This is a genomic window from Coxiella-like endosymbiont of Rhipicephalus sanguineus (assembly GCF_018687865.1).
In genome coordinates, this window is the sequence record NZ_NIQB01000031.1 from 1 (window position 1) to 6,715 (window position 6,715).

The following is a 6,715-nucleotide window of genomic DNA, read 5'->3' on the forward strand; positions in this document are numbered from 1 at the left end:
TTTATTCGTCCACAATAGTATTAGCTTTAGATTTTATTTTGACGGCTCTGATGATGGGGGGGATGGTAATTTGAGTAATCGAACGATTGAATTTATGGCTGGCCTTTTTATGATTGCGGGGTTTTAGCGTTAATAGCTTTGGCATTTAAAACAAGTGGATTAAAATGCCTAGGCGAAGAAAATTATTATATTATCAAAACTGAGTTTGACAACATCGGTGGTTTAAAAGTCCGTGCGCCGGTAATGATTTCCGGTGTTACTGTAGGGCAAGTAATGAAAATTACCTTAGACAGGAACAACTTTCAGGCTTTGGTCGTCCTGCAAATCAATAAAAAGATAAATAACTTGCCTGCAGATACCTCAGCGACGATATTAACTCAAGGATTATTCGGAGCGAATTATATTGAATTGATGCCGGGTTTTGCATCAGTCAATTTAAAAAATAATGATTGGATTAAAACCACTCATTCCGCACTAATCTTAGAAAATTTAATTGACCAATTTATTTATAATTTTAAAAAATAATCTTTAATTTAAAAAATAATCTTTAATTTTTTATTCTGTAACAACGGTAGAGCAATATGAGAATAATTAAGCGATTACTAGAAGAATCTATGGTAGTTTTTTTGAAAAAATTAATTAAAAATGCTATTTTTATTATGTTACTATTCTTTTGTAGTTTTGCCTCGGCGAGTACCTCTCCTCTTATTTTCTTACAAGATATTGCGAACAAGATGATTTCTGAATTACAGCAGCATCAATCCCAATTAAAGAATAATCCGCAACTGATTAATCAGATCGTTAATCAACAATTGATTCCCCATATTGATGTAGATCGAATGGCTGGCTCTGTCATTGGTCGTTATTATTGGCAAACAGCCACCCTTGCGCAACGCAAATTGTTTATTCGGGAATTTGAAAAAATCGTTGTTTCTACTTATTCAATGGCACTCAGTTTTCATGATGAAGACCAAATCAAGTTTCGTCCACTGCTGCAGTCCAGGGTAGCCAATCAAAAGGAAGTAAATGTGGAGAGCGTAATCCTGCGGCGAAATGGTCAACGAATTCCCATTAGCTATAATTTAGTTAACAATGGATGCCAATGGAAGGTCTATGATTTCAGCATTGAGGGAATCAGTTTGGTACAAAATTACCGCTCCCAATTTTCAGGAGTACTTGCTCAGGGAGGACTCGCTGCCTTATTGAAACGCTTGGTTGCCCACAACCGGAGATTTTAATGACATCAAATGTGTTTAAGGTTAGTGGCGCAATCACTTTTGAGACAGCATTGGCCTTGCGGAAAAGGGGTGATCGCTGGATTGAAAAAGAGAAAGACATTTTGGTTAATTTTCAAGCCGTAGATCAATGTAATAGTGCTGGATTGGCTGTCATGACGGCGTGGTTACGTCAGGCAAAACGACTTAATAAATCCGTTAGATTTATTAAGATCCCCAGTTCGTTGCGGGTGATCGCTGCCGTTTGTGGGATGACAGAGATTTTAGGGATCAAATAAAAAGCCATATGGACAAATTAATTATTGTAGGCGGTGTGCCTTTAAATGGCGCCATACGGATATCAGGGCAAAAAATGCTGTTTTGCCAATTTTAGCAGCCACCCTATTGATTGGAGAGCCAGTTATCTTAAGTAATATTCCCCACCTCAATGACGTGACTACTATGATTGAATTGTTAGGTCGGATGGGGGCGCAAATTACCATTGACGAACGTATGAGTATCGAAGTGGATTGTTCGACTATTCAGAATGTTAATGCTTCTTATGAATTGGTAAAGACTATGCGTGCCTCCATTCTCGTTCTAGGGCCTTTATTAGCTCGCTATGGAGAAGCAGAAGTTTCTTTGCCCGGGGGATGTGCCATTGGTTCTCGGCCTGTGGATATTCACATCGATGGGATGCAAGTGTTGGGTGCCAATGTGGAATTAGTGGATGGTTTTATTCGAGCTAACGTAGACGGACGTTTAAAAGGTACGGAATTAAATTTAGGCAAAATTACAGTGACAGGGACAGAAAATCTCATTATGGCAGCAAGCTTAGCGGAAGGTCAAACCATTATCCATAATGCGGCTTGTGAGCCTGAAGTTCAGGATTTGGCTAATTTTTGAATAAGATGGGTGCGCGAATTTCCGGAGCTGGGACAGACACCATCGTTATCGATGGCGTTGATCGCTTATCGGGAGGGCGTTACCACGTTTTACCCGACCGAATAGAAGCAGGAACCTACTTGGTTGCCGCAGCGATGACGCGAGGGCATGTCCGAATCAAAGACGTCCTACCAAAAACCTTGGGGGTTATCTTGGAAAAACTCCACGAGGTGGGAGCGAGGATTAAAATTGGAGATGATTGGATCGACCTTGATATGGAAGGGCGAAGACCCAAAGCGGTCGATGTTAATACGGCTCCTTATCCTGAAATGCCTACTGATATGCAGGCTCAATTTATGGCACTTAATGTGATTGCGCAAGGTAATGCTGTTATAACCGAAACTGTTTTTGAAAATCGATTTATGCATGTGCACGAGTTGCGCCGAATGGGGGCCGATATTAAATTGCAAGGCAGCAAAGCCTTCATTCGTGGGAAAGAAAAATTAACCGGTGTGCCGGTTATGGCAACAGATTTACGTGCTTCAGCTGGGTTAGTTTTAGCGGGCCTCATGGCACGAGGCAATACCGTAGTTGATCGGATTTATCATATTGACCGAGGCTATGAATGTATCGAAGAAAAGCTAGCACAATTGGGAGCAGAAATTCGTCGCGTTTCTTCCCATGTGTATGTGACAGAAGATGCTGCTCGGAGAGGACAGTTATAATAATTCTTACTGAAGAGGATGTTCCTGAGGGAACCCCTAATGTAAATTTTTGTTGAAGCGCTGCGTCAATAGAGTATTTTCCCATGCCTAGTACAGCAGCGAAAGTACAGCAGCAAAACTTAATAGTAATACGCTCCCCCTCCCTATACATCACAGGGTATTTCCCACTCACCACCTCGATTGCCCCAGATAAAGCGAAGATGAAAGTGTTTTCCTAAAACAGTTGCGATTAGGTAGGAGGTAAAGAGTAATTCCGATGGAGCCAAGACGGGTGAAAAATCCAAGTCCGATGGGCTTATAGCGCCTCTGAGTACCCAAAGCCCTGCTAAAATTACAATAAAATTAGGATCTACGATTGATTCCTAGATCAATGAAAGCTTTTACATTTGCACGAAACGAGATCGGTTCAGCGAATAATTTTTCTGCAAAATGACCAATTAAGTTGTAACCAATATAGAGGTGAACAAAAGTCAAGTGCCATTCAAAGGCATTAAGTCGGACAGAAATGCCGTAAGGAAACTTCTGGTTTACCTCGAGAAGCAAAAAAACTAAGGAGGATTGGTGATTGGTGTGGCTGAGTTAAGTCAGACCCAAAGAAAATTAAATTGATACCCACGAATAATCCTATTGTCCAAGTATAATATTGGGTCAAGCCGGTCCAAATGGCAAAAGAAAGAATCAAAGCGATAATGCCGCTGACTAAAAGCCATTTCCAATATTTATTTTTTTCGAATATGAAGAGAAAGTGCGACTTCGGTAATCCCCTTATCGGTGATAAAGTAAGCACAACAAGTCTGAAGATTATTAGGGCGCCCTACCAGAGTGAAGGCAAAAGAACGAAAAATATACTGGCGATTTGATTGTACATAAGTCCAATAGGCGCATAGATGGCAGCGAGAGTAATTGTCATAGCGATCACCGCGAAAGTAATCTCTTTACTTCCTTTCGATCGCTGCTATTAGGGGTTTTTCACCACTCTCAATATGGCGATAAATATTTTCTAACATGACAATAGCATCATCAACCACTAATCCAATGGATAACACCAAAGCAAGCAGAGTAATGATATTAATGCTAAGGCGGAATAAATACATGGTGCCAAAAGAGGCAATTAAGCAGACGGGGATAGTAGGAGCAATAGGCAAAATGACTGTGCATAAACGTCCTAAGAACAAAAAGATGATGAAAATTAAACATAAAATAGCCATGCCAATAGAAAGATATACTTCATGAACAGATTCGTTCATGTAAGTAGAAATATCGAAGGAGGGAACGATTTCCATCCCTTGCGGTAATTGTGGTTTCAGTTGTGCGAGTAATTGATTAACGTTCTTTGCTTCTTCAATAGGGTTGGCATCGGTGGTATTGTTTATGCTCAGTAATACACCAGGCTTGCCATTAAGCGTTACAATACTTTGGTCTGAACATATGTTATCGCCTAATTTTGCTTCCCCGATGTCTTTAACGCGAATAAGATAGCTATTGCTATTTTTTACAATAATATTATTAATATTAAATTCATTGGCGGTATAGAGTTTAGTTTCGGCCGTAATGGGGTAATTAATAGAAGTTCCCTTAATTTTGGTGGTCGGAAGTTCAATATTGCTGTTTTGAATGGCTGCTTGAACATCATTAACGCTCAATCCCAGCGCCGCCATTTTTTTCGGAATCCAACCAAATGCGGATGGCATATTGATTGCGCCTGCTACCTCTACGTCAGTAATTCCCGATATTTGTTCGATTTTTTAAACGCTCTCATTGAATGCGCTAAATCTCACGTCCATTAAACTCGTATTGCTCCAACCTACTTAACAACGGGGCACTAACGCTGCTTGGCAATTATGAACGGGCTTGTTCGACTTTATCGCGTATTTGGTTAACAATTTGATAAAAGTCAGAGCCGGATTTTAAGGTCAATTGGACGAAGCTTTCGCCTTAAAAGCTTTGGGATATGATATTATCAATACCTTGAATGCCACTAATCCCTTCTTCCAGGGGAGTGGTGATGCTCAATTCAACTAATTTTGCACTAGCGCCCAGGTAAGAAGTCGTAATATTAATAATATTTTTTTCGAATTTGAAAAAAGCAAATGTTGAGACTATTAAATCCCATTATCCCAATTACAGAGGACAAGACTAATACTAGCGCGAGGAACGGTCGTTTAATACAGATTTTGGGGAGAGATTCATTGGACAATCTTCACTCTTTCCTCGTTGTTAATTTGATCCTGCCCATAGTAATAATTTGGTCGTCTTTTCCTAACCCCGAAATAATTTACACCTTTCCATAAGGGTGTGCGCCTACTTTTACCGGAACTGAAACCGCTTTGTTTTATTTAACTTCGAAGACGTAGTAGCCATTTAGGCTCGTGAATAAACTATTTTCTAGGATTAAAATAGCATTTTTAAAATGCCTAAAGTTTGTGAAACAGTGATAAATTGCCCCGGTTTTAAAATTCCTTTTTCGTTATTTAACAAAGCATGCGTTTTAACGGCTTAAGAATTGGTATCGATAAGGAGCGAAGTAATTGACTTTAGCCTTGAAACTTTGATCTGGGAAAAAGTCCGCCGTGATTAAAACCGGCTGATCCAATTTTATTTGCGGAACAAATCAGCTTGGTAAATTGTAAACGAGATTTGATTCTTGTTGATCAATCAATGTCATGAGTTTTCTCCAAGGCTCACATAATCGCCTAAACTAAATTGTTTAGCTCCAATATAGCCACTTAAAAGGCGCCGTTAGAGTAGTCATATCTTGTAAAGCCGTTTGATCGGTTTTAAGAAGAGCCTGATCTTTGTCTAAAGCGACTTCGTCATTATAGAGCGTGGCTTGGAGAATTAAACCTTGTTTTAGAGCTTTTAAATCACGTTGAAATTGTAACTGACTTAATTCTAAATCTGCCTGCGCAGCCGCTACGTCGTCTTGTTGTTTTCGATTGTCTAACTGGATAAGAACCGAGCCGGTTTTGACGAATGTGCCTGGTGTGAAAGCTATTTTAGTAACATATCCCGCCACTTTTGGACTGATGTCTGTCTGATTATTTGCTAAAGTTCAGGTCGCTGTGGCCCCGTAAGAGGCATATCGGTCACCTCCACAGGACTTAATTTACCCAAACGGGGGCAAATTGACGGCGGCGGTTGGTTTTTTATGTGAAGAAAATACGAAAACTGCAACGACAATCAGGTAAATCGCTGCACCTAGGACAAATAAAAATTTCGTACATCTTTTCATCAATTGCTGCTACTGCGTTGGCTGAATCACTAAAAATAATTGTTCGGAATCTCGCGCTACCTTTAGCAGTAATTGCTTAGGTTTTTTCTCTGCAATATTCATTAATTCGTTTACTGTGGGAGTTGCTTGATTGTTAGCGCTCAAAATAATATCCCCCGGTTGTAAACCAGATAATGCGCCGTCACTGTGATCATCGATGCTGGTGACCAAAACACCGCTTAAAAATGTACTATCTAGTTCGAGATCACTAAATTTCTGTAACCGCATTCCTCCCAAAAATGGAACTTTACGTTCCAGAAGCACATCTTTAGGATCACCTACTGTAGCTGTTAATTTTTCGGTTTTGTGGTTGCGCAGTACGGTTAAATGGATGGTCGTTCCAGGTCGTACTAATCCGAGCATGTTGTGTAATTGTTCAGAAGTATGGATAGGACTCTGGTTGACGCATTCAATGATGTCTTGTACTTGAAGACCGGCTTTTTCCGCGGAACTACCAACGACCTTAGTCACTAAAGCGCCCTCGCTGTGTTTTAAATTGAGGGCATCAGCCAGTTCAGGAGTGATATTTTGGGCAGTCACTCCGAGCATACCTCGCTCTACTTTTCCATATTTAATTAATTGTTCGGCGACGCTTTTGACCATATTGCTAGGGATGGAAA

The 6,715-nt window shown here is 40.2% G+C and carries 7 protein-coding genes and 1 pseudogene; 4 read left to right on the forward strand and 4 right to left on the reverse strand.

Annotation, left to right across the window (positions count from 1 at the left end; all coding sequences use genetic code 11):
* The first annotated feature begins 138 nt into the window (after window positions 1-138).
* The 4 genes and pseudogenes from mlaD to murA all read left to right on the forward strand — a co-directional run bounded on the left by mlaD (window position 139) and on the right by murA (window position 2,824).
* Window positions 139-525: an outer membrane lipid asymmetry maintenance protein MlaD gene (gene mlaD, locus B1F79_RS02190; RefSeq protein ID WP_251365815.1), complete on the forward strand. Its 387-nt coding sequence runs from the start codon at window positions 139-141 to the stop codon at window positions 523-525.
* 89 nt (window positions 526-614) lie between these two features.
* Window positions 615-1,238, forward strand: a complete 624-nt coding sequence (locus B1F79_RS02195; RefSeq protein WP_251365816.1) for an MlaC/ttg2D family ABC transporter substrate-binding protein — start codon at window positions 615-617, stop codon at window positions 1,236-1,238.
* On the forward strand, window positions 1,238-1,513 hold the full coding sequence (locus tag B1F79_RS02200; protein ID WP_251365817.1) for an STAS domain-containing protein: 276 nt from the start codon (window positions 1,238-1,240) through the stop codon (window positions 1,511-1,513). The genes B1F79_RS02195 and B1F79_RS02200 overlap by 1 nt, the downstream gene beginning before the upstream one ends.
* An 8-nt stretch (window positions 1,514-1,521) precedes the next feature.
* A pseudogene (gene murA, locus B1F79_RS02205) lies at window positions 1,522-2,824 on the forward strand (UDP-N-acetylglucosamine 1-carboxyvinyltransferase).
* A 935-nt stretch (window positions 2,825-3,759) separates the two neighbouring features.
* Here murA and B1F79_RS02210 read toward each other — a convergent pair.
* The 4 genes from B1F79_RS02210 to B1F79_RS02225 form a co-directional block, all read right to left on the reverse strand.
* On the reverse strand, window positions 3,760-4,515 hold the full coding sequence (locus B1F79_RS02210; protein ID WP_251365818.1) for an efflux RND transporter permease subunit: 756 nt from the start codon (window positions 4,513-4,515) through the stop codon (window positions 3,760-3,762).
* 244 nt (window positions 4,516-4,759) lie between these two features.
* Complete coding sequence (locus B1F79_RS06570) at window positions 4,760-4,927, reverse strand: efflux RND transporter permease subunit (RefSeq protein WP_308159720.1); 168 nt, start codon at window positions 4,925-4,927, stop codon at window positions 4,760-4,762.
* Between the two features lie 604 nt (window positions 4,928-5,531).
* Window positions 5,532-5,840, reverse strand: coding sequence for an efflux RND transporter periplasmic adaptor subunit (locus tag B1F79_RS02220; RefSeq protein ID WP_251365819.1), 309 nt, complete (start codon window positions 5,838-5,840; stop codon window positions 5,532-5,534).
* Between the two features lie 225 nt (window positions 5,841-6,065).
* Window positions 6,066-6,715, reverse strand: a 650-nt coding sequence (locus B1F79_RS02225; RefSeq protein WP_251365820.1) for a PDZ domain-containing protein, incomplete at its 5' end; no start/stop codon positions are given.

What these genes read in the sequence shown, in the direction of transcription:
- B1F79_RS02195 (WP_251365816.1), top strand. Translation starts at nt 615, where the DNA reads ATGGTAGTTTTTTTGAAAAAATTAATTAAAAATGCTATTTTTATTATG.
- B1F79_RS02200 (WP_251365817.1), top strand. Translation starts at nt 1,238, where the DNA reads ATGACATCAAATGTGTTTAAGGTTAGTGGCGCAATCACTTTTGAGACA.
- B1F79_RS02210 (WP_251365818.1), bottom strand. Translation starts at nt 4,515, where the DNA reads ATGCCATCCGCATTTGGTTGGATTCCGAAAAAAATGGCGGCGCTGGGA.